At 38.7% G+C, this 22,938-nt stretch carries 21 protein-coding genes; 14 read left to right on the top strand and 7 right to left on the bottom strand.

Annotated elements, in window-relative coordinates:
• Window positions 1-109: 109 nt before the first annotated feature.
• Window positions 110-1,417 (bottom strand): APC family permease, encoded by a 1,308-nt coding sequence (locus tag ACGHIY_RS05745; RefSeq protein WP_008601283.1) that lies wholly within the window; start codon window positions 1,415-1,417, stop codon window positions 110-112.
• 15 nt (window positions 1,418-1,432) lie between these two features.
• Complete coding sequence (locus tag ACGHIY_RS05740; protein WP_008601281.1) at window positions 1,433-2,173, bottom strand: gamma-glutamyl-gamma-aminobutyrate hydrolase family protein; 741 nt, start codon at window positions 2,171-2,173, stop codon at window positions 1,433-1,435.
• Between the two features lie 221 nt (window positions 2,174-2,394).
• Between ACGHIY_RS05740 and ACGHIY_RS05735 the strand changes: the two genes are divergently transcribed.
• On the top strand, window positions 2,395-3,438 hold the full coding sequence (locus ACGHIY_RS05735) for an AEC family transporter (protein ID WP_008601280.1): 1,044 nt from the start codon (window positions 2,395-2,397) through the stop codon (window positions 3,436-3,438).
• Window positions 3,439-3,534: 96 nt separating this feature from the next.
• Here ACGHIY_RS05735 and ACGHIY_RS05730 read toward each other — a convergent pair whose 3' ends face one another.
• The 3 genes from ACGHIY_RS05730 to ACGHIY_RS05720 form a co-directional block, all read right to left on the bottom strand.
• Window positions 3,535-5,091, bottom strand: coding sequence for a polysaccharide biosynthesis protein (locus ACGHIY_RS05730; RefSeq protein WP_008601278.1), 1,557 nt, complete (start codon window positions 5,089-5,091; stop codon window positions 3,535-3,537).
• A gap of 3 nt (window positions 5,092-5,094) precedes the next feature.
• Complete coding sequence (gene fba, locus ACGHIY_RS05725) at window positions 5,095-6,024, bottom strand: class II fructose-1,6-bisphosphate aldolase (RefSeq protein WP_004696283.1); 930 nt, start codon at window positions 6,022-6,024, stop codon at window positions 5,095-5,097.
• Window positions 6,025-6,272: 248 nt separating this feature from the next.
• Entirely contained in the window at window positions 6,273-7,238 is a 966-nt protein-coding gene (locus ACGHIY_RS05720) for an RluA family pseudouridine synthase (RefSeq protein WP_008601276.1), read from the bottom strand.
• Window positions 7,239-7,464: 226 nt separating this feature from the next.
• Between ACGHIY_RS05720 and ACGHIY_RS05715 the strand changes: the two genes are divergently transcribed.
• From ACGHIY_RS05715 to ACGHIY_RS05660, 12 genes are all read left to right on the top strand, one after another.
• Window positions 7,465-9,060: a WG repeat-containing protein gene (locus ACGHIY_RS05715; protein ID WP_287532931.1), complete on the top strand. Its 1,596-nt coding sequence runs from the start codon at window positions 7,465-7,467 to the stop codon at window positions 9,058-9,060.
• A 410-nt stretch (window positions 9,061-9,470) separates the two neighbouring features.
• Window positions 9,471-9,965, top strand: a complete 495-nt coding sequence (locus tag ACGHIY_RS05710; protein ID WP_004696277.1) for a YajQ family cyclic di-GMP-binding protein — start codon at window positions 9,471-9,473, stop codon at window positions 9,963-9,965.
• Window positions 9,966-10,036: 71 nt separating this feature from the next.
• Window positions 10,037-11,155: a cobalt-precorrin-5B (C(1))-methyltransferase CbiD gene (gene cbiD / locus ACGHIY_RS05705; protein WP_390525353.1), complete on the top strand. Its 1,119-nt coding sequence runs from the start codon at window positions 10,037-10,039 to the stop codon at window positions 11,153-11,155.
• Window positions 11,131-11,757, top strand: coding sequence for a precorrin-6y C5,15-methyltransferase (decarboxylating) subunit CbiE (gene cbiE, locus ACGHIY_RS05700; RefSeq protein ID WP_155086149.1), 627 nt, complete (start codon window positions 11,131-11,133; stop codon window positions 11,755-11,757). Before cbiD ends, cbiE begins: the two co-directional genes overlap by 25 nt.
• Window positions 11,754-12,341, top strand: coding sequence for a precorrin-6Y C5,15-methyltransferase (decarboxylating) subunit CbiT (cbiT, locus tag ACGHIY_RS05695; protein ID WP_004697307.1), 588 nt, complete (start codon window positions 11,754-11,756; stop codon window positions 12,339-12,341). The genes cbiE and cbiT overlap by 4 nt, the downstream gene beginning before the upstream one ends.
• A gap of 1 nt (window position 12,342) precedes the next feature.
• Complete coding sequence (gene cobM, locus ACGHIY_RS05690) at window positions 12,343-13,104, top strand: precorrin-4 C(11)-methyltransferase (protein WP_004696269.1); 762 nt, start codon at window positions 12,343-12,345, stop codon at window positions 13,102-13,104.
• A gap of 4 nt (window positions 13,105-13,108) precedes the next feature.
• Window positions 13,109-14,254, top strand: a complete 1,146-nt coding sequence (locus tag ACGHIY_RS05685) for a cobalt-precorrin 5A hydrolase (RefSeq protein ID WP_390525769.1) — start codon at window positions 13,109-13,111, stop codon at window positions 14,252-14,254.
• A gap of 29 nt (window positions 14,255-14,283) precedes the next feature.
• Complete coding sequence (gene cobJ / locus ACGHIY_RS05680; protein WP_009351748.1) at window positions 14,284-14,973, top strand: precorrin-3B C(17)-methyltransferase; 690 nt, start codon at window positions 14,284-14,286, stop codon at window positions 14,971-14,973.
• Window positions 14,970-15,758, top strand: a complete 789-nt coding sequence (gene cobK, locus ACGHIY_RS05675) for a precorrin-6A reductase (protein WP_314983793.1) — start codon at window positions 14,970-14,972, stop codon at window positions 15,756-15,758. Before cobJ ends, cobK begins: the two co-directional genes overlap by 4 nt.
• Window positions 15,745-16,410 carry a precorrin-8X methylmutase gene (locus tag ACGHIY_RS05670; RefSeq protein ID WP_004696261.1) on the top strand — a complete coding sequence of 222 codons (666 nt, stop codon included), beginning with the start codon at window positions 15,745-15,747 and terminating at the stop codon, window positions 16,408-16,410. The genes cobK and ACGHIY_RS05670 overlap by 14 nt, the downstream gene beginning before the upstream one ends.
• Window positions 16,411-16,609: 199 nt before the next feature.
• Entirely contained in the window at window positions 16,610-17,605 is a 996-nt protein-coding gene (locus tag ACGHIY_RS05665) for a FecCD family ABC transporter permease (protein ID WP_390525352.1), read from the top strand.
• The gene (locus ACGHIY_RS05660) at window positions 17,605-18,387 is read left to right on the top strand and encodes an ABC transporter ATP-binding protein (RefSeq protein WP_295815744.1); all 783 of its coding nucleotides are present in this window, start codon (window positions 17,605-17,607) and stop codon (window positions 18,385-18,387) included. Before ACGHIY_RS05665 ends, ACGHIY_RS05660 begins: the two co-directional genes overlap by 1 nt.
• 67 nt (window positions 18,388-18,454) lie before the next feature.
• Here ACGHIY_RS05660 and ACGHIY_RS05655 read toward each other — a convergent pair whose 3' ends face one another.
• Both ACGHIY_RS05655 and ACGHIY_RS05650 read right to left on the bottom strand, forming a co-directional pair.
• Window positions 18,455-19,396, bottom strand: coding sequence for an ABC transporter substrate-binding protein (locus ACGHIY_RS05655; RefSeq protein ID WP_287512047.1), 942 nt, complete (start codon window positions 19,394-19,396; stop codon window positions 18,455-18,457).
• Window positions 19,397-19,455: 59 nt separating this feature from the next.
• A complete protein-coding gene (locus ACGHIY_RS05650; RefSeq protein ID WP_187002540.1) occupies window positions 19,456-20,445 on the bottom strand; it encodes a sirohydrochlorin cobaltochelatase in 990 nt (329 codons plus the stop codon).
• A gap of 604 nt (window positions 20,446-21,049) precedes the next feature.
• Between ACGHIY_RS05650 and ACGHIY_RS05645 the strand changes: the two genes are divergently transcribed.
• The gene (locus tag ACGHIY_RS05645; RefSeq protein ID WP_390525351.1) at window positions 21,050-22,915 is read left to right on the top strand and encodes a ShlB/FhaC/HecB family hemolysin secretion/activation protein; all 1,866 of its coding nucleotides are present in this window, start codon (window positions 21,050-21,052) and stop codon (window positions 22,913-22,915) included.
• Window positions 22,916-22,938 lie beyond the last annotated feature (23 nt).

The raw sequence follows: 22,938 nt of genomic DNA, 5'->3' as shown, positions 1-22,938 counted from the left end.
ATAGATAAAATAAAAACTACCAGTTAAACATATATCTTTTAAACAGACCTTCTACTATGAAAGGATAAGTCACTAGATATTGTGAATAACTGGTAGTTTTTTGTATTATTTACATTTCGTCATGGTCTTTAATGAGACCAGCTTTTTTCTTTTTCCAGTAGGAGTAGTAGAATGGCAAGATTACGATACAGCCGCCTAGACCCCATAATAATTGGTTAGTTTGAGCTTGGGCAAGCATCCATAGGGATGTGCCGATAGCGATGACTGGGATTAAGTAGCCACCAGGGATTGTGTAGGAACGAGCTTTGTCTGCCCATTTGCGACGGAAGATAATAACAGCCAAACACGTTGGTAGATATTGTGTAAAGCGAGATACTGCACTGATGGCTGCTAGTGTAGTAAAGGAGCCGGACCAGGCAAGTAAAACACTGGCAATGGCAGTAACGATGGCTGCTACATATGGTGCGTTGTAACGATTGCGTTTTGCCAACGCACTTGGTAGCATACCATCTTCCGCCATGGATGTAGCTACACGAGGCGCATAGTAAGCTTCAGCAAAGTTGATACCACCCATAGAGATTAAGGTGCCTATTAATACGATATACATGCCAATAGGTCCAACAATCACATTGAATGCATCTTGTACTGGAGCCTTAGTATTTGCTAAATCTGTACCAAGTACACCAATAGATACGGCGAGGATCGCCATATATAGAACCGATACAAGAAGCATACACATGATAATAGCACGTGGTAAGTTCTTTTTAGGATTTTTCATATCTTCTGCAGCAATGGCAATGACTTCAAACCCTGTATAGGCAAAGAATAGAAGAACCGCAGCTTGAGCAAATGATCCATCTACATAGATGTCTTGAGGGAAGACTGGCGTAAAGTTAGCTCCATTTATAAAGAAAATACCAATTGCAATAAATAGGGCAAGAGGAACTAGCTTAGATATAGTGATTAAGTTGTTAACAAATTTGGATACGTTAACACCAAATATATTTACAATCGTAAGGCCTACAATTAAGATAAATGAAATGACATCCTTTGCAAAATCACCACTTAAAGCTGGTACTGCAGCACCTAATGCTGTAGCAAAACCAACGGCCATAGCCGCCCAAGCAATGACGGTAACAATCCATTTAAGAACACCCACTTCAAATGCCCAGAAGTCACCTAAAGCATGTTTTGCATATAGATAAGGACCACCATTGCGTGTAAATAAACTGGCTGCTTCTGCAAAGCAAAGGGCGATGCAGCCAGCGATAACGGCGTCAAATAAGAGTACACCTAAACTAGCGGAACCAATTATGGAATATGCTTTATTAGGTAGTAGGAAAATACCTGTTCCTACAATACCATTGATGCCAAGGAGTACAATACTCCAAAAGCCAAATTTTCCTGTTTCTTTCATGATACAATCTTCCTACTATTTAGTTATATTTTCTTGAGTTGCTTTTACGAATGCAGTAAATAAACGTTTTGCATTTTCATCATTTGTAGACATCATTTCTGGGTGGAACTGACAGGCTACTAACCAAGGATAGGCTGGATCCTCTAAACCTTCTACAGTACCATCCTTAGCTCTTGCTACAACTTGTAATCCTTTACCGACATTTTTAACTGTTTGGTGATGATGGGAGTTCGTAATCCAAGTATTGCAACCTATAGCACCAGCTAGTTTTGATTTGGAATCAATTTCTACAGTATGGGTGCCAAGAGAAGGTGTTTGATTCTGAGAGTGTTTTATTGTACAGTTTTGATCATATTTTAAATCTTGGAATAAAGAGCCGCCACGATATACATTTAAGATTTGTAAGCCACGACAGATACAAAAGATAGGAATTTGTTTTTCTTCTGCTGCTTTGATTAAAGCAAAGTCGAATCGATCGCGCTCCGGAAATACATCGCCAAGACCTTGCAAAGGTTCTTCTCCATAGTGAAGAGGATATACATCATGACCGCCGGATAATAACAAGCCGTCAAGCTTTGCTACCGTTTCGCGAGCTACATCAAGATTTTCGGTAAATGGAATTATAACAGGAATGCCACCAGTTTCCTCAATAGAACGAGGATAGTCTTGGTTTACGTAAGAACGCAATAAATCTACGTAAGGACCACCATTATCTCGTAAGATATTGCCAGATATGCCAATAAATGGTTTCGTCATAATATCACCTCATATGTGTAAAAATCTGTACAACCTGATGTTAGTGTATCAGATTTTTATGGATAAAAACACTACTAATAGATATAATTATAAGACTTATAATAGAGAAAATATGTTAAAGTTGATACATTTTACTATATTTTCTTTCAAGATATAGTTGTATAAGTTTATTGCGAAACATGATATGATAAACTACGAATGAACTGTACGGGAGGTTTACTATGGTTTTTCTAACATCTTTGCAAAGTATCATACCTATTGTGCTACTTATTTTGTTAGGATATATATTAAAAGGACAGGGCATGTTTAACCCTACCTTTAGTGGTAATTTATCGCGATTTATCATGTCGGTTGCATTACCAGCGGGAGTATTTATATCCGTATTACATCACCTACATACTTCAGATATATGGAATTTACGATATGGCATGTTAGTGGTTGTCCTAACATATGTTATTGCATATATTGTAGCGTTCATTATGATGAAAATGCTGAAAGTTCCTAAAGGACGACGTGGTATTTTTATCAATATGGTAGTAAATGATAACTGCTTGTTTATTGGGTTACCAGTGCAAATTGCACTCTTTGGGCAAGATGCGCTACCGTATTTCCTGTTATATTACATCGGTAACACTATTTCCGTATGGATGGTAGGGGTATTTCTTATAGAACTAGATCCACTGCCAAATCCTAAAGTAGATTTTAATAATGGATCCCATAAGATTGATAGTATACATAATAGTTCAGTATCTATTGAAGGTAAAAGCAAGAAGCATAAATTTGATTGGAAGAAGTTATTACCACCACCTTTGATAGGTTTTTTTGTGGCATTAATTTTCTTGTTCTTTGAAATTCCTTTACTTCCAATTTTGCATACTACCTTAAATTATTTAGGTGATATGGTAACCCCATTATCCTTGATTTATATTGGTATTGTACTTCATGATACGGGTTTAAAGAGCATGCGTTTAAATAAAGACTCCATCGGTGGGATTGTAGGACGATTTGTTATTTCCCCGATTATCATGTTCTGTTTGATTATGGTTTTACAATATGGAGCAGGTATAGTTCAAGAACCAATTGCAATCATCACCTTTGTTGTACAATCAGCAGGACCTGTTATTGCAGTATTGCCGATTGTAGCTAATGAATCAAAAGCTGATTTGCCATTTGCTACAGGTTTAGTCATGATTAGTACCATACTATTTGTTGTAGTAATTCCAATTATAATGGAAATTTTAACAATGATAGGTATACAGGCTTAAAATAAGAAGAAGATTAAAATAAGTAAATAAAAAATAGGTTCCTAATGGTCATATAGGTGACTATTAGGAACCTATTTTTATGTAAGTATATATAGCTTATCTAAAGAATCTACCAACGAGTGGCATGCTAGCACCATCGTTTTTATTGAGGCCTTTTAAAAGGACCATGATAATAACGTAGAGCAATAAGCCTTCGATACCAGTGAGTATAAAGTTAGCCCACATTGGTAAGATATCTGTTAAATAGTGGTAACTCAAGAAGATGAGTATACCCATAACACCAGCACTGACCACGTTTTTCCAAAGAAGGGAAATATCAAGGAAGTAGCCTGTGTATTTTTTGATATAAATCAAGTTAAGTAATGCCGCAAAGCCAATATCAGCAACGGTTGCCCAAGCGGCACCGCCGATGCCCAGCCAAGGAATAGCGGTCAGTGTCCAGTTAAGGATGACCTTGATTATGAGAGAAATCCCCATATTTATGACTGGAATACGTGGCCTGTTGAGACCTTGTAGGATACCTGTTGTTACTTGATGTACACCTAGGAAGAATATAGAGAACGCCGTGATTTGCGTTGCTAGTTCTGCCTTAGGCGCATTGTAAATCAGTGTAACGGTTGGGGCAGCAAGTACATATAATAGCACTGTAAATGGTACGGTTGCCATAAATGTTAGTCGCATAGAGCCTGCAGTGCGATCATAGATACCTTGATGATCGCGTTTTGCAAAGGCATGAGAGATAGCAGGTACAATGCTTGTCGCAAGGGCTGCGGTAATGATGGTAGCCAAGTTAATGAGTGGCACCGCCATCCCAGTAAGGTAACCGAATAGTTCTGTTACTTCGTTCATCGGGAACCCAGCATCTAATAAGCGACGTGGTACGATAAGTAAGTCGAGATTCGCCGTCAACGGTAACATGATACTTGCTAAGGAAATTGGTATAGACAATGTTAAGAGTCGTGACAAAATTTCTTTAGCTGATTCACGAGGACCATCGTAGCTTTCACCAGTACTACTAGCCTTAGGTAATTTGTAGTAGTAATACAACAGCACCAGGAAGGCCCCAAAAGCACCTACACCAGCACCCAAACTAGCACCACCTGCTGCGGCTGGTAAGCCATAAGGCAATAAAATAGCAGCAGCACCAAGCATAACGATAACCCGTAGTAATTGTTCTACAATTTGGCTAATCGCCGTGGGCGTCATCATTTCATAGCCTTGAATATACCCGCGGAAACAGGAAATCCATGTTACAAAGAATACTGCCGGAGCGAGCGCGATGATAGAGTAGTAGGCACGGCTTTCAGCAATGAGACCACTAGAGATTAACCAATCTGCACCAAAGTACATGGCAAGACTGGCGATAAAACCTGTTATAGTCAACATTGTAAAAGAAATATTGAATACTCTCTTAGCACCACCAAAGTCGTGTAAGGCTAATCGTTCTGCCGTCAAAATAGAGATGGCAATCGGCACACCTGCGCTCGAAATTTGTAATAGTAACAAATAGATAGGAAAGGCCATCTGATAGATACCGATGCCTTCACCACCTAAGATGCGAGATAGAAGAATCCAGTTGATACTACCGATGGCTTTCACTACGAAACCGGCAATTGTTAAAATTAAGGTTCCTTTTAAAAATCCACTAGCCATTGATTATAGTTTGTTAGAAGAACCTAATACATTTTTGATTTTGTGAGCTACCATGCCTTTAATAGCATCACGAGCAGGTCCTAAATATTTACGTGGGTCAAACTCAGATGGGTTTTGAGCCAAGTATTCGCGTACAGATGCAGTCATAGCGAGGCGAAGGTCTGTATCGATGTTGATTTTGCAAACCGCCATTTGAGCTGCTTTGCGAAGCATTTCTTCAGGTACGCCTTGTGCACCAGGAATGTTGCCACCAAATTCATTACATTTTGCTACGAATTCAGGCAATACGGAGGATGCCCCATGCAATACGATTGGGAAGTTAGGCAATAATTCGCCCACTTTTTTCAAACGATCGAAATCCAGGTAAGGGTTGCCTTTGAATTTGTATGCACCGTGGCTAGTACCAATAGCGATTGCTAAGGAGTCTACACCTGTGAGATGGACAAATTCAGCAGCTTGTTCAGGATCAGTGAAGCGAGCATCTGCATCAGATACATTTACATCATCTTCAACGCCTGCTAAACGGCCCAATTCTGCTTCTACTACAACGCCGTGAGCGTGAGCATATTCAACAACTTGTTTTGTGATTTTTACGTTTTCATCGAAATCATGATGAGATGCATCAATCATAACAGATGTAAAACCACCATCTACACAGTCTTTACAAATTTCGAAGGAATCGCCGTGGTCAAGGTGAAGAGCGATTGGTAGATTGCTGTCTTCAAGAGCGGCTTCCACAAGTTTTACAAGGTAAATATGTTTAGCATATTTACGTGCGCCTGCAGATACTTGCAAGATAAGAGGAGATTGTTCCTCTTTTGCTGCATCTACAATACCTTGTACGATTTCCATGTTGTTTACATTGAAAGCGCCAACAGCATAGCCGCCTTCATAGGCTTTTTTGAACATTTCTGTAGTAGTAACTAATGGCATGTTGTCCTCCTTGGCCATAGGGCCTGTTATATCATGTTATTAATACCGTGACTGCTAATATTTCTAGTTTGTAAGAACTAGATGCATTTCTGTTATTGCAATCATATATCAATTCAAGTTAAGTATATCAAGAAACACTATAAAGGGCCAATATTTTTTGTATAACTTATGCATAAATTTCGTCTTATTTTGTGACCCATGTGGGTTATTTCTGTGTGTTAGCATTTATTTAGTGGTGTTATATCAGCTCAATCGTTCAGCAATACATTCATATCCTCTGGCATCTCTGCATGCAGTTCGATCCATTCATTTGTTATGGGATGGTAAAAGCTTACGTGCGATGCATGCAGTGCTTGGCGTTGAATAAATTCTAGATGACCACCGTATAAGTCATCACCAGCTAGTGGATACCCTAGTTGAGATAAATGAACTCGAATCTGATGAGTGCGCCCTGTGTGTAATAAGCATTGCACATGAGTAAAGTGATTATGATCTATTAGAGAGTTGTCAGTTGGACATATATTACTATTATTAATCAAATTATCAGAGTTGTTTTTACTATAGTTAATTTTGCTTGTATTTTTACTAATCACTGTTATATCTGTGCGAGCCGGCTTTCCTTGGTCTGTACAACAACGCTCAATGATACTGCCTGGTTTACGACCTATAGGCCAGTTAATGCTTATAGGCACAGACGGGAGATGTCCTTCTACAATGGCGTCGTAGCTTTTGTAAAAATAGGTGTGTTTTTTATCAAAAGCATGTTGGACCACTGATGTTTTAGCAATGATGACAATACCTGAGGTATCCTTATCTAATCGGTGTACGGGATGGAAATCATAATGCTGATTTGTTTCTTGGTAGTAATGAAGTACACCATTTGCTAGCGTATGATCTCGTACGGTAGAAGTAGGGTGCATAAGAATACCAGCCGCCTTATTAATGACTAAAATATATTCGTCCTCATATATGATATCTAGTTCCATAGGGCTTAAACTAAACTCTTGCTCTGGTGTTAACTTCATAATGAGATGATCGCCACCGTGAATGAGCGTATTCCAGGTAGCAGGTTTACCATTAATTGTTATGATGCCATCACTTCGTAAACGTCGTCTCATGCGCTGGGAGATATGCTGTTGTTTTATAATATGATTTATAGATTGTGTGTGTACATCAGAATCTACAATTAAGTCGATTATTGTTGCTGTTTTCATACGTATTATTATAACAAATAAAATAAAAATGAAGAATTTTTCATAATTCGTTGTTTTTATGAAGGTCCATATAGTATAATTTGAATTATTAAATTTTATACATTATTTATGTGTGAACTTTTTTTACTGTAAAACCGTGTGTTTAGTTATAACAGTATATTTTATGAACTATATATGTATGTTAATGACTGTATGGTTATAGCTTATTCTATAAAAGGAGAGGTTTATGAATATTAACAAGAAATCTGTATTAGTCGCATGTGTGTTAGCGGCTATGTCTACAACAACTTTTGCGGCATCTACTACAACATCTACTAGTAGCACAACGGTAACAAATCACGATACACCAACATCTACTAGTACACGTGTAACTCGTGAGCAACATACAACGACTACATCAACTTCTACTGTGCGTACAGAGAGCTCTAGCTCCACTAAAAGCACAAAAGCTAGTGTAGGTGTTATGACTCCTCAAAAAATTGAAGAGCGTAGTGCACTTTCTGGCTATATAGCAGCTGATGTGGCGAGTGCATTAAATCCTTATCGCAATGCACCTAAATCTTTAAAATCTGGTAAAGGCACTACTTTCAAAAATGACGAAGTCCTTGAACATGGTGTATTAGCAGCTATGAAACAAGGTGGTAAATGGGGTGTTATCCGTCCAGACGGTACCGTTGCCATTGAGCCTAAGTATAAAGAAATTAAAGATGTTGATTATAAAACGGGCAATGTGTTAGCTCAAGTAGATAAGAAAACAGACACTTGGGTTACGCCTAAGGGTGTAGAAATCTCTGAAGAGGAAGCTTTAAAAGAACGTGTAAAACAAGAAGCAACTCAAGAGTATGCAAGTGATTCTTATGTAGAGTTTAAAGAAAAAGGTAAATATGGCTTTAAAACTACTGATGATAAAGTAGTGATTGCTCCACAATTCCGTCAAATCGTGACTGGATTTAGCGAAGACCGTGCTTTTGTTAAAAATGCTAAAGGTAAAATCGTAGCGATTGATGGTACTGGTAAAGAATTATTTAATGCTCCATCTAAAGAGGTATATAGATACCGTAATGGTCTGGCTGAATACCGCCGCTCTGTGAGTGGCTTTAATTTAGGTGGTCTTGTAGGTGGCTTCATCGTGGGCGGTATCCTTGGAGGTGCGCTTTTAGGTGGTCAACATTATCACGTAGGTGGTTTTGCCTATGATGGTGCAAAACGTGGCTATATCGATCGTTCTGGTAATATTGTAATTGACAGCAAAAAAGATAAAGTATGGCCTATCACAGCTTATGGTACGGTAATTAAAGATGCTGGTAACTTATACTTTGTGAACCGTAAAGGTGAAGTTGTTATTCAACCAGGCGATTACGATGCAGGTGAAATGGATAAATTAAATGGTCTATTAGCGTTAAGAGACAATAAGACTGAGAAATGGGGCATTTTCGATGTATCAACAGGTAAGCAAGTAGTAACCTTCAAATATGATTCTATTTCCTTTGCAGGGACTGATCGTTTAGTGGTTGTGAAAGATCATGTTAAAAACCTTATCGATATGAATAGTGGTAAATCCTTGTATTCTGCTCAAACAGAAGCAACTATTGAACCGTTCAACAACGATACTGTAACATGGGTTCATACTGGTAAAGAGGGCTATACAATCATAGATAATAATGGTCATATTTTATTTAAAGATACAAACAAAATTATTGAAGACGCTAAGTCCTTTAACCATGGTTTCAGTTCTGTTAAGTCTAAAGGCAAATGGGGAATTATGAACTCCAAAGGCGAATGGCTTGTACAACCTACATATGATGCGGTAAACGTTTTATAATATAATGGGTTGTAGAATTCCTTTGAATTTGTATTGCCTTTATTTATGCTTAATTAGTATTGTTTAGTTATAGTTCTTAGCTATAAACTAAATACAACGTAATAGCGTTATATAGAAACTAGCGATGTACATGTATTATGTATGTTGATAGTTTTTTTATATTATTTGTCTTGTGTATTGCATAACCGTATTAGAGAACATTCACTATACTTATAAAAGCTTCATTAATACATAGCTAACAATCATAATTAAGAAAATCGATTTACCTAGAAAATAAGCGTATTTTAAGGTATAATTATAGAGATGTATTCCGATTTGGTGTAGTTTTACATTTTCACTTGGAATATGAGGATGATGAAAGTAATGCTATGAACCTTATGCCTAATAGGTTCAGGTGTAGGAGGTATAAAATGGCTAAAGATTGTTCCTTTGACGTTGTGTCCGAAGTGGATATGCAGGAAGTGGATAATGCGGTAAACCAAGCGAAAAAAGAGATTGGTACGCGCTATGATTTCCGTGGTTCTAAAGCGGAAATTAGTCTTGAAGGTGACACTATCAAAATCATCGGTGATGATGAATACAAATTGAATGCCATTATCGATGTATTAAAAGGCAAGATGGTTAAACGTAATGTAGCGATTAAAAATCTTGACTACGGCAAAGTTGAACCAGCAGCAGGTGCAACAGTTCGCCAAATCATTACTATTAAAAAAGGCATTACTAAAGAAAATGCTAAAGAAGTAGTAAAAGCAATTAAAAACATGAAAATTAAGGTACAAGCATCTATCCAAGAGGATCAAGTGCGCGTATCTGGTAAGGATAAAGATGATTTGCAAGCAGTAATCCAAATGTTAAAACAATTGGATATCCCTGTAGAACTGCAATTTGTTAACTTCCGTTCTTAATACTATATGTCCATAGGATAGGGTTAGTTAGACTCGTTTGAGTCGCTAATACTATTAGTGTAGGAGGCCTTATGAGAGTGGAGGACATGAAGGGTGGATATACCACAGGTTCATGTGCTACGGCAGGTATGAAAGCTGGTTTATTGGCCCTCTTAGATAAGAACATTGTGGACCAAGTGGTTATTGAAAATCCTCAAGGGCAGTATATTGAGGTGCCTATTAAAGCGATAGAGGTTATATCCGATACAGAGGCGAAGGTGACCGTTATGAAAGACGGGGGCGATGATCCTGATGTAACTCATGGCAATGATGTGGAAACGACAGTGACCCTTGATAATACTGGTGAACTGCGATTCCGAGCAGGCTTTGGTGTAGGTACTGTAACGAAACCAGGCCTTGCTATGCCGCCAGGAGAACCGGCTATCAATCCAGGGCCCCGGGCAATGATGAAAATAGTTTTTGAAGAACATTGTGTCCATGGTCAAGGTGTGACGGTAACCGTTAGTGTTCCTAATGGTAAGATATTAGCTAAGAAAACATTAAATCATACACTTGGTATCGAAGGTGGCATTTCCATTATTGGTACTACCGGTATTGTTAAGCCTATGAGTGAAGAAGGGTTTAAGAACTCGTTAGTGCCACAGTTGAAAGTTATGAAGGCTAACGGATGTGAAACAGCTGTTCTCGTACCGGGGCGTATTGGTCAAGATCTTGCAGAGCAAGTATTGGGTATCCATAAGAACCAAATGGCAGAAACAAGTAACTTTATCGGATTTATGCTAGAAAAGGCTGTACAGATTGGATTTAAGCGAATCCTAATCATCGGTCATATCGGTAAGTTAATCAAACTAGCTAGTGGTAGCTTCCATACTCATAATCGCATGAGTGATGGCCGTATGGAAAGCATCGTGGCCTATGCTGCCTTAGAAGGGGCATCGCAAGCAGTTTGTGAAGAGTTATTTAATTGCCAAACTACTGAGTCTACCTTCCCTATCTTGGCGCGAGAAGGTTTTACTGGTGTGTACCAACGTGTTGTAGATCGTGCATCTCTACGTAGTGAGCGCTATATTGCGAACGAAGCAGAGGTAGGTATCATCATTACGACCTTAAAAGGCGAGATTTTGGCAATGGATAAACATGCAAAAGAGATAGGAGAACTTGAACATTGGCACATACCTTGTATATCGTAGGCATTGGTCCGGGTAATCCTGATTATGTGGTGCCTAGAGGTCTTAATTTAATTAAACATGCTACAGTACTGGTAGGCAGTGAACGGTCCTTAGAGGACTTTCAAGAGCCTGGACAAATTACATATCCTGTAACGGGTAAACTTAGTTTACTAGCCGAACAAATTGAGCATGAGCTCAAGAGCCATGACGTGGTGGTCATGGTTAGTGGTGATACAGGCTATTATAGCTTGTTGCCCTATTTAAAGAAGAAATTTACTGCTAATCCTATTGAGGTGGTACCAGGTATTAGTTCTATGACCTTTGCCTTTGCTCGACTCAATGAGGTGTGGCATGATGCGGACTTGATGAGTTTTCATGGGCGCCAACCGGCACCAGAGAAACTCGTGTATGAAGCAGGTAAAAAGATGGGGTTCTTAACTGACCCAGAATATAATCCAGCGCATATTGCGCGTATTTTAATAGATGCAGGTTGGCCAAAAGAAACGAGAGCGGCAGCCCTTGAGCGCTTGAGTTATGATGATGAAAAAATCGTAGACTCTACGCTAGAGGTGTTAACTGAGCTCGAAGGCTTTGGTCATTCTGTAATGGTGGTACTAGGATGAGACATTTTTTCGGAATTCCTGATGAGGAGTTTATACGCGGCGATGTGCCGATGACGAAATGCGAAATTCGTAAAGCCGTTATGAACGAGGCACGCATCGAGGAGGATAGCATCGTCCTTGACGTAGGTGCTGGTACGGGCTCTATTTCTATTGAAGCAGCCTTGGCAGCTCCTAAAGGGCATGTATATGCCATTGAGCGCTTTGATAAAGGCATCGACCTTATCAATGAGAATATAAAGAAATTCAATGTAAATAATATGACTGTAATCAAATCCAAAGCTCCTGAAGGCATGGAAGAATTGCCAGAGCTTGATGCGGTTATCATCGGTGGTAGCGCTGGTGGCATGACAGGCATCATGGACGAAGCGCAACGTCTTTTAAAAGTAGGCGGCCGTTTAGTAGTGACGGCTGTAACGATGGAGACTGGCTATACCATTCTGAAAGAGTTGAAAGGTCGTCCTTTCACGTATGAAGGTTACCAAATGTCTATCAGTCGTTACCGCAAGGCTGGTCCTTATCATTTGTTAGACCCATTGAGTCCAATTTTCATTGTATCTGCAACGCGTATCGCAGAAGGAGAGTAATATGGTTGACGTACATATCGTAGGTGCAGGCCCTGGGGATCCTGAGTTAATTACTCGCAAAGGGTATCGTTTAGTTCAAGAGGCAGATGTTGTAATTTATGCGGGTTCCTTGGTAAACCCTGCCATTTTAGAGGCTTGTAAACCAGGCTGTGAAATTCATAACAGTGCTACGATGAACCTTGATGAGGTTTTAGCTGTTATGAAAGCGGCCGTTGAGGCTGGTAAACGTGTAGTTCGCCTTCACACAGGTGACCCTGCTATTTACGGTGCTATTCAAGAGCAAATGGATGCATTGGCGGGCATGGGCATTTCTTATGAAGTCGTGCCGGGTGTAAGCTCTTTCCTTGCTACAGCAGCGGCATTGAAACAAGAGTATACATTACCAAATGTATCTCAAACAGTTATTATTACGCGTATGGAAGGCCGTACGCCGATGCCTCCAAAGGAAAAATTGCGCATGTTAGCATCTCATGAAGCGACAATGTGTATTTTCCTTAGCGTTCAAATGTTAGACAAGGTTGTAGCTGAACTCATCGAGGGTGGCTATGACAAAACGACTCCAGTGGCTATCGTGGTAAAAGCTTCTTGGCCAGACCAACGCATTATTCGTGGCACATTGGAAACTATTGCGGATATCGTAGCGAAAGAAGGCGTATTGCGCCAAGCTATGATTGTAGTAAGCCATGTATTAGATAGTGAATACGAATTGTCTAAACTCTATGACAAAGGCTTCGCTCACATGTACCGCAGTGCTAAGGACTAGTATGATGAAAGAGCTAGAAACTGTTGTGCCTATGACAGAAGCTAAGAAGAATAGAACGGCTATTCTTTCTGTATCTGAACGAGGGGCAAAGCTGGGTCAACGCATCAAGTCTTTGGTGGCACCTCATGCGGATTGCTTTGAAAAAGAAAACCGTCCCTCTGGTGGTGAGGCTATTTATTTTGATTCCCTCAAAAATCATATTGGACAGATTTTTAAGGATTACGATCAAGTATTATGCATCATGGCACTCGGTATTGTAGTGCGCATGATTGCACCGTATATTGAGCATAAATCTAAGGATCCTGCGGTAGTCGTAATGGATGAAGTAGGGCACCATGTAATCAGTTTATTATCTGGTCACCTTGGGGGTGCCAACGAATGGACACAGTCCATTTCATTGGCCATCGATGCGGACCCTGTTATTACAACTGCAACGGATGTAAACGGATTGCCAGCGCCTGATGTGTTAGCGCGCCACGAGCATCTGTTGGTAGATGATTTTCAAACCTTAATCAATGTGAACTCTGCCATCGTTGGGGGAGAGCGTGTTGATTATTATATCGATGAAAGCTTGCCGAATGCAGCGCATTTTGAGCAAGCTGCGAAATCTCATCTTGGTGAACATGGCATGGCGCATCTTGTTTCTCTGGAGCAACTCGAGTCTATCCCATGTAAAAATGATAGTGCTGAAGAGGGCTTATCTCGGGTTGTAATTACCGATAAGGTGATTGCCGAGCATGGTTATCAATTGATTTTACGCCCTCGTACGTATACGATGGGGATTGGTTGTCGTAGAGATACGCCAAAGGAATTGATCCTTGACGCCATACAACAATCGCTAGCAGCACATAAGCTTTCACCAAAGAGTATTGTCACGGCGGCATCGGTCATCGTTAAACAAAATGAAGTAGGCCTGTTAGAGGCTATGCAAATTATGGGGTGGCCTATCGTGTTCTATACACAGGACGAGATGGCACCACTCATTGAAGAAGAAAAATTAAAAGAATCTAATTTTGTAAAAGGAACTATAGGAGTAGGAAACGTATGCGAGACAACGGCATTACTAGCGGCCAAGAGCCGAACACTAATACAGCACAAAACAATTTATCCCAAAACAACGGTAGCCATTGCACAGGTAACATCAAAGTAATTGGCATCGGCCCTGGCGATGAAGAGTTTATGACGCCTCAAGCGCGCGAAGCCATCTTAGCGGCTGACCGTGTTGTAGGTTATTTGACTTATCTTGACTTGATTAAAGACCTTATCGAAGGTAAAGAAACTGTAGGCACTGCCATGATGCAAGAGGTAGATCGTTGCCAACAAGCTGTTGATTTAGCGGTAGAAGGCCATCAAGTCGTAGTTGTATCATCTGGTGACTCTGGCGTATACGGCATGGCAGGTCTTGTGTTGGAACTTGCTAATAAAGTACCAGCAGAAAAACGTCCTTCCGTAGATATCGTACCTGGCCTTAGTGCTGTAAACGTAGCGGCTTCTGTTTTAGGCGCTCCGTTGATGCATGACTTTGCAGTTATTTCTCTTAGTGACTTGATGACTCCATGGGATTTAATTAAAAAACGTGCTGACCTTTGCGCACAAGGTGACATGGTTATCTCTTTGTACAACCCGCGCAGTAAAAAACGCGTTACTCATTTAGATGAAGTTCGTGAAATCGTTCTTAAATACCGCGATCCTAAAACACCTGTTGGTATCGTGCAAAAAGCAGGTCGTCCAGGTCAACAAATGGTAATTTCTGACCTTGAAAACTTCACAAAAGAAGAAGTAGATATGCAAACACTTGTTATTATCGGTAATAGCCAAACCTATGTTGAAAACGGTCGTATGATTACACCTCGAGGCTACAAGTTATGATTTGGGTCATCGCTGGTACCTTGGATGGTCGTACCTTAGCGGTAGATATTCAAGAACGGACAGGTGAAGAGGTTCTCGTTACTGTTGTGAGTCAGTATGGGGCAGAGCTTGCTGCCCATAAGGGCATTACTGTTCATACGGGCCGTCTTGACCAAAAGGCTATGCAAAATTTGATTAAGGAACACAACGTACGTTTATTAATCGATGCAAGCCATCCGTATGCTGCTATTGTTACAGCTACGGCCCAAGATGCAGCAAAAGCTGAAGGTATTTCTTTTGTTCGCTTTGAACGTAAAGAGGTGCCATTGCCAGACTATGATAAATTGCATATTGTAGTTGATGAGGTAGAAGCCGCTAATTTAGCTGGCAAATTGGCAAAGGAAAACAATAAACATGTGTATTTGACCACAGGTAGTAAGACAATGCACATCTTTGCTAAATCTGATGCTTTACAAGATTGTGAAGTATGGACACGTATTTTGCCGACTGCAGAGGTGTTACAAATGATGGAAGACCTCAACGTGAGTCCTAAGCGTATCGTTGCTGTTCAAGGTCCATTCTCTTATGATATGAATCGTATCATGTTCCACGATACAAAGGCTAGTGTTGTAGTTATGAAGAACTCTGGACTTGTAGGTGGTGCTGATACAAAATTACAAGCTGCTATGGATCTTGGTATCCATGTTATAGTTATCGATCGACCCCGTGTTAAACTTGAAAGTCACGTGGTATCGTCAAATGATGAATTTTTTAAATTATGGGAGGACACTAATGGATTACGTTAAAAATCCTAAAGCTATTGAAGATAAAAGCATGGAAATCATTTACGATTATGTAAAGGATTTAGGTTTAACAGATGATGAAGTGCGCGTTGTATCTCGTACAGTACATGCGTCTGGTGATGTCGAATATGCTCAACTTGTAAAAATGAGCCCTGATGCTGTTCAAAAAGGTATTGAAGCATTGGATAATGGTGCAGATATTTATACAGATGTAGAAATGGTTCGCACAGGTATTTCTAAGCCAGCTCTTAAAATTCGCGGTAATGAAGTGCACTGCTTAATTAAAGACGAAAATGTAGCTAAAATGGCTAAAGAATTAGGTGTAACTCGCTCCATCGCAGCTATGCGTACCTTTGGCAAACAATTAGAAGGACAAATCGTTGCTATCGGTAATGCACCCACTGCATTGTATGAAGTATTGCGCCTTGCTCTTGAAGAAGGCATTAAACCAGCTCTTATCATTGGTATCCCTGTAGGCTTCGTAGGTGCTGCAGAATCCAAAGACTATCTGATGGAAGTATCTCCGGTTCCTTACATCACTGTAAAAGGCAACAAAGGTGGTAGCCCAATCGCTGCCTCCGTATGTAATGCATTACTTTACACAGACGTAAAACGCAATGACATGCTCTTCGTAGAAGGCAAAGAATCTAAATAGTACAAAACCCGAATCGTGTTTTAGTAGTTTTGCGATTCGGGTTTTACTGTATATATTTTTCACAATAATTGCTAAACATAAATTAGATAAACACAGTAATTATGCTATATTAAATTTCTTATAATGTAGTATCTGTAAAATAGAGTTCATTTTATAAGAGACTTATATTACATTAGGTAGGTTTTGAGAGGGGGTTCATATGGCATCTAGTAATGAACGAAAATTATTTCGTATATCAGTGATTTGTATCTTAATCATCGCCGTTATTATGAGCATGATTATATCTCTTATTTGGGGATCAACACCCGTATCATTAGCTGAGATTTGGCATACATTATGGGCTAGTGAGCTAACTGATACATCTTCACAAATTATTTGGAATATTCGATTGCCTCGCAATATTGTAGCTGCGTTAGTGGGGGCTTGTCTAGCTGTATCTGGTGCAATTTTGCAAGCAGTTATGAAAAACCCCCTAGCGGATCCACAAATTGTAGGGGTATCCTCTGGTGCAGGACTAGCTGGTGTTATCATATTTATTTTATTTCCTGGGTATGATCATATAGTTCCTTTAGTGGCCTTTTTAGGTGCTATGGCTGCAGCCCTCATGGTCTATGCACTAGCCTGGAAAAATGGAGTGCGACCTAGTCGTATTATCTTAGCTGGTGTTGCGGTCGCAGCCTTTTTAGGCTCAGGTATTTCAGCACTACTTGTATTCTTCGGTGATCGTGTACAAGGGGCATTGCTTTGGATGGTAGGGGGACTCGCTGCACGCAGTTGGCCTCAAGTAGAAGTGCTGTTTCCATATGCTATAGTTGGCCTTATTTTTGCCTGTTTAGGAGCTAAACGACTTACCATTTTAAGTTTAGGTGATGAAACTGCAAAGGGATTAGGCCTTAAGGTAGAACAAACACGGTTTATTATGACTGCAGTGGCTGCTCTTTTAGCGGCTGGTGCTGTAAGTATAGCTGGACTTATCGGATTTGTAGGTTTGGTTATTCCCCATATGTTACGTCTTATAATCGGTAATGACTATGCATATTTATTGCCTGGATCCGCATTATTAGGCGCCCTAGTTCTTGTTGTCAGTGATACAATAGGACGAGTTATGTGGAGCCCTATAGAGGTACCAGTGGGCATTATTATGGCATTTTTTGGAGCGCCGTTCTTCTTGTATCTATTGAGGAGGGATAACTAATGAATACCGCTATTGATGTAAAACAGTTATCCGTAACTCTTGGGAATCGTCATATTCTATATGACATTAATGTATCGGTTCCTATCGGTAAAATTACGACATTAATAGGGCCTAATGGTTGTGGTAAAAGTACGCTTTTACGATCTATGATCGGATATATCCATAGTCCTCATGAATGTATTACCATATTTGATAAACCGTTACAATCATATTCTCAAAACAATCTGGCAAGGCAAATGGCATTTTTGCCACAAGTACCGAATATGCCAAAGGATATGACTGTAGAAGAATTGGTATATTGTGGACGGTATCCATACCAAACGTGGTGGAAAAACACGGCTAAAGAAGATCGTGAGATTGTTGACTATGCGTTACATATCACGAAAACGAATCATTTGCGAGAACAATTAATCCCATCCCTATCTGGTGGTGAACGGCAACGCGTTTGGATTGCTATGGCGCTAGCACAGCAACCAAAATTATTAGTCTTAGACGAACCTACAACATATTTAGATATTAATCACCAATTAGAAATTATGGAGTTATTGAAACGATTAAATAAGGAACAAGATTTAACCGTTCTCATGGTACTTCATGAACTAACACAGGCGGTTCAATATTCACATTATATGGCTGTTATAAAAGAAGGCCATTTAGTAACGTCAGGAGAAACAAATAAAATAATATCGGATGAGTTGTTTAGAGATGTATTCTCTGTAGATGTACAACTTGATACATTTGATAATAAAAAATATGTACGCGTAAAAGGATTAGTTGAGTAGCTTGATATTAATAAAAAAGAGGGCATTCCCTATTTGGGGGATGCCCTCTTTCGCATGATGCAATATGTTAGAATGTAACATTAATACCGTATGCTTCTTTAACTAAACGCGCCATAGCTTCAGGTGTTTGTAGTCCTGGGTTTAATAGGAATAGTTTAGATGGTAAGTATATTACGCGGTTATTTTGTACAGCTTTTAAATTAGCCCATGCAGGATTATCTGTCATAGCTTGTTTCATAGCTTTTGTAATTTCTTCTTCTTTACCCATTGTAACAACAAAGATAATATCAGGATTATCTGCAGTCAATGTTTCAAGAGAGTAAGGGACAGTTTTGTCCTTGGTTGTACCCTCTAGGTGGGAGGCAACAACATTTGTCATGCCTAGCTCTTTTACCATGGATGCAGTAACTGCTTCATCAGTTTCGGCAGTTACACCCTTTCCTGTGGCACGTAATACGGCAACACGTGCAGGCTGTTGATTCTTAACTGCATCTTTTACCTTGGTAATATTGCTTTCATAGGTAGTAATAACAGATTTAGCCTTATCTTGATGATTAGTTAACTCGCCAAGGAATGTTAACATTGGTACATTATCTTTAATACCATCGTAATCAAAAAGTACGGTTGGAATATTATTAGCTTGTAATTGGGATTCATATTTTTTATGTTGATTTACTAAACCCAATACTACATCTGGCTTCAAGCCTAATAATTGTTCCATGTTGATATTTGCAGTTTGACCAAGAGCCGGTAGAGCTTCTAACTCTGGTGCTAGTTTATCCGTTGTATTGGCACGGCTAATGGCTTTACCATCGACAGCATAAAGCATAGATAAAACAGAATTAGATAATACAGCAATTTTTTGTGGATCCTTTGGTACAGTATAGGTTTGACCATTAAAGGTCAATTCCTTCGTAGTAGCAGAAGAGCTGGATGTGGTTTTACCACACCCAGCTAGTGCTAGTACAATCATAACCAAAGCGATACTAACGAGTAGTAGTTTTTTCATGATGTACTCCTATGAATGTTATATATGCAATAACGATCTTAGTTATATTGTTATATTGATTATTTTTCTAATGCATCCCAGGCTTCGTTAGCACGTTCAACGAATAAGTTACGGATGTTTTGGTTTTCACCTAAACCATGGATATAAGTGTCAACTTTGAAACCTTCTTTTTCAAGAACGGATTTGTGGGAATCTGGTTCGTTACCAGCCATGTCGTTGTTTGCATGGTCACCAGCAACCATCATGAAAGGCATCAATGTAACATGTTTAATACCATGTAATTTCAATTGAGGGATAACTTGTTCAAGATTTGGTGTACCTTCTACTGTGTAGATGAATACATTTTTCATACCAAGAGTATGGATGCGGTCTTGAATTACAGAATAGTATGCATTGGAAGGATCTGGAGTACCATGAGCCATGATAAGAAGAGCATCTTCTTTACCTAATTTAGGGAATTGGGATTGAACAGCTTTTAATGTTTCAATAACTTGGTCAGTTTGGTTTTCTTGACCCATCCAGTACATAAGAGATGTACCGAGTGTCATTTTTTTGAAATCATTTTTGTATAAATTATATACTGCTGCATCGTAATTATATTCCATACCAGGAATTACATCTAGAGATGCCAATGCAACGCGAGTGTAACCATCTTTTTTAAGTTCAGCTAAAGCTTCTTCAGGTGTAGGGTATGTTATACCTTCTTTTTGTTGGATACGATCACGAATGATATGGCTTGTGAAAGCAGTTATCACTTTAGTATTTGGGTGAGCCGCCTTAATAGCATCTACAGTAGCATCGATTGTTTTTACGCGAGTATCTTTATAAGTTGTACCAAAGCTCATAACAACCATAGCATCCTTGTTTGGCAAGTTTTGTAAAGCTTCTGTATTATGTGTACGAACACCAATTGCAGCGGCTTCTTTCAATGCTGGTGTAGGATCTTTTACTTCTTCATTTAATTGATATGCAGCATTAGACACAACTGGTGCACCAAAGGATACTGCAAGACCTAGAATAGCGGATGCTAAAGCTAATTGTTTTTTCATTTCTATACTCCTATCTATAACTATAACTACACTAATATGCAATCATTTACATAGTTCTATTATATGAAAACTATGGATTCATCGCATATATATAACCTTATTTCAATCGTAACAAAGCGGAAAACAGGTGTCAATAAACCCTATACCCCTAGAAGTATAAGGAGTTTGAGAGATTATTAATAAATTAATGTGATGAATAAAGTATGATAGTACATTTTATAATTATATTCTTGTTGGTTATAAGGATATGAATATGTGAATACATGAGTAATTTTATTTTACTAATTTTTTATATCCATATTTTTTTTGACATATACTAAATTAAAACGTGAAAAGTGTTGTCTATACTTTCTTCGCTCCAAAGGGAGCTAAGTCAATCATCTAGTATATGTAATGATTTTATAATGTAAGTAGGAACTAAAAGAATAAATTATGTCGATATAATACTAAGATTTAGTTCTAGTTAATAAAATGTCATAAAATTATAATGAAAAATATAGAGAACATATCTTTTTATTTAATTATATTTATATTGACTTTGTTAAATAAAACAAAATATAATAAATTATAATTTTTGAATATTTTGGTGTGAAAGAGAGGATATATGAAAAAGAGAGAATTATTATTCTGTCTAAGTTTAGTGTGTATGGTACCAATACATATTTTGGGTGCTAAACCTATTGATACTCAAGAACAACTAGATAGAGCGAGAGAACAACAACTAGCGAGAGAGGCGCGGCTTGGAGAGGAACGAATTACAGTACAAACAGGTGGAATAGATTTTTCATCTGGTTCTTTAACACCACAAGATGGTTATACAGTACCGGCACAACAGCCAGCACATGTAGAGCCATCTTTTTTTGTATCTCATATCCGTGTTGTTGAAGAACCTATTAGTCAGTCTGTAGAATTAACATATAGTAATATGATAAATACTACTATGGATCAGACGACATTTGTGGATAATAGTTCTGCAGCAAGTGTACGATTAATTAAAGGTCCATTATATTATGAAGCACAAAAAAAGAAGATACAATTAGATGTGCCTAACGAGTTTACGTTTCTACGTAAAACAATTAAACCATTTGTAAATCGCAAACTTACAGTTGAAGATGTAAATAGATTATCTACTAGCTTAAATACTGCACTTATAGAACATGGATACGTCACGTCTCGGATTGGTATTCCATCCCAATCATTAGCTTCAGGTAATCTACAATTTAATTTACAACTCGGTCGCGTAGAGTCTGTCTTATATAAAACGTATGCACAACCATTGCCATGGCAAAATGCATTTCCTATTCGTGAAGGGGATATCCTTAATATTCGAAATATAGAACAGGGGATAGAGCAAATGAAGCGAATTGGTTCTCAAAATGTGTCTGTTGAGCTTGAGCCAGGAACAAAACCGTTAGCTACGAATATTGTACTTGAAACTACTAAAAAACCACCAATTCATGGAATGATATCCATAGATGATTCTGGACTAAAAGATACTGGTAAACTGCAGTGGACGGCTGCAATTGGAGTTGATAGGATATTTAATGCTAATGATTCATTAAACTTAAGTATTAATCGAGATGCTGCTCAAGATGGTGAACGAAAAGGTAGTCGAAACCATACTATTTCTTATTCAATACCTAGAGGGAAGGATACCTTTAGTATTTCCTATAGTGATATGAAATATCATCAAACGATTAATTCTATGTCTACTCCATTTATTAGTTCTAGTCATGCCAAGACTGTAAGAGGTTCGTGGAATCATGTATTTCATCGAGATCGAACGACTAAGCGTAGTTGGGAGATTATTATCAGCAAGCGTAATGCTAAAAATTATATTAATGATGTAGAAATTGCTGTACAACGTGCTAATACAGCTTCTTTAGAAGTAGGTATATCAGAACGAAGATACATAAAGAAAAATACATTATACTCTAGAGCAGCTATTAAACAAGGGGTTGGTTGGTTTGGTTCGCAACCAGAATATGGTAATGGCGCGCCTAGTACTCGATATACTCAACTATTGTTAGATGTCGATTATCAAATTCCACGTATATGGGGACATAGACCAGCAAGTATTACTACATCTTTCTATGGACAATGGACATTAGGGGATAAACGTTTATTCTCTAGAGATATGATTAGCCTTGGGAATCGATATACTGTACAAGGATTTGATGGTGAAAATACACTAATGGCTGAAAGTGGCTGGTATATGCGTAATGAGGTTGCTAGTTACATCCCTAAATGGAAATCAAGTGTTTATGCTAATATTGATTTTGGCGCCGTATATGGTCCAAGTACAGAGGTATTAACAGGAAAATTTATTGCTGGTACTAGTCTTGGGATAAGAGGGCAATTTAAATCTGGATTATTCTATGATGTATTTGTTGGGGCTCCTTTATATAAACCAAGTGGTTACAAAACTGATTCTGTAACCGCAGGTTTCCAAGCAGGTGTGCGGTTCTAATATAGTATACGTATTAATTGAGA

The organism is Veillonella parvula (genome assembly GCF_042850485.1).
Taxonomy (GTDB): Bacteria; Bacillota; Negativicutes; order Veillonellales; family Veillonellaceae; genus Veillonella; species Veillonella parvula_Q.
Note: the sequence above shows the minus strand (reverse complement) of the source record. Positions and strands in the feature narration are given on the sequence as shown.